Raw genomic sequence first — 468 nt, forward strand, 5'->3', positions numbered from 1 at the left:
AATCACGTCGAGCACATCTACCTCAAACTCGGGGTGGGCAACCGGACGCAGGCCAGCCTGGCCGCGATCGACCACGGGCTGGTGCGTCCGCCGGTGCACGCTTCGTCCGACTGATGGGGCAGTTGCCCCATGCCGATCCGGGCGCGGCGGCGAAGAGTCGACACCATGACGAACAACGGAGGACGACCCAAGGCCGTGATCAGTCTGACGACCGGCCTCGAGGACGCGGAGAAGGTGACGGTGGCCTTCCTGGTCGCCGTCGGTGCGGCGGAGGACGGCCGCGAGACGCTGATGTTCCTGACGAAGGAGGCGGTACGCCTGGTCCTGCGCGGGACCCTGCAGGGCGTGGCCTGCGACGGATGCCCGCCGCTGCCCGAACTGGCCGCACGCTACGCGGCGGCGGGCGGCCGATACCTGGTCTGTCCCATCTGTTTCGACGCGAAGCATCTGGACAGCGAGGCGTTGGTC

At 68.8% G+C, this 468-nt stretch carries 1 protein-coding gene; it reads left to right on the forward strand.

All coding sequences use genetic code 11. From position 1 onward, the window contains the following. Positions 1-165 precede the first annotated feature (165 nt). Positions 166-468 (forward strand): DsrE family protein (locus AC1DYG_RS19605; RefSeq protein ID WP_477641524.1); only part of this gene is annotated, 303 nt, incomplete at its 3' end.

Source organism: Pedococcus sp. P1_H8 (assembly GCF_056405175.1).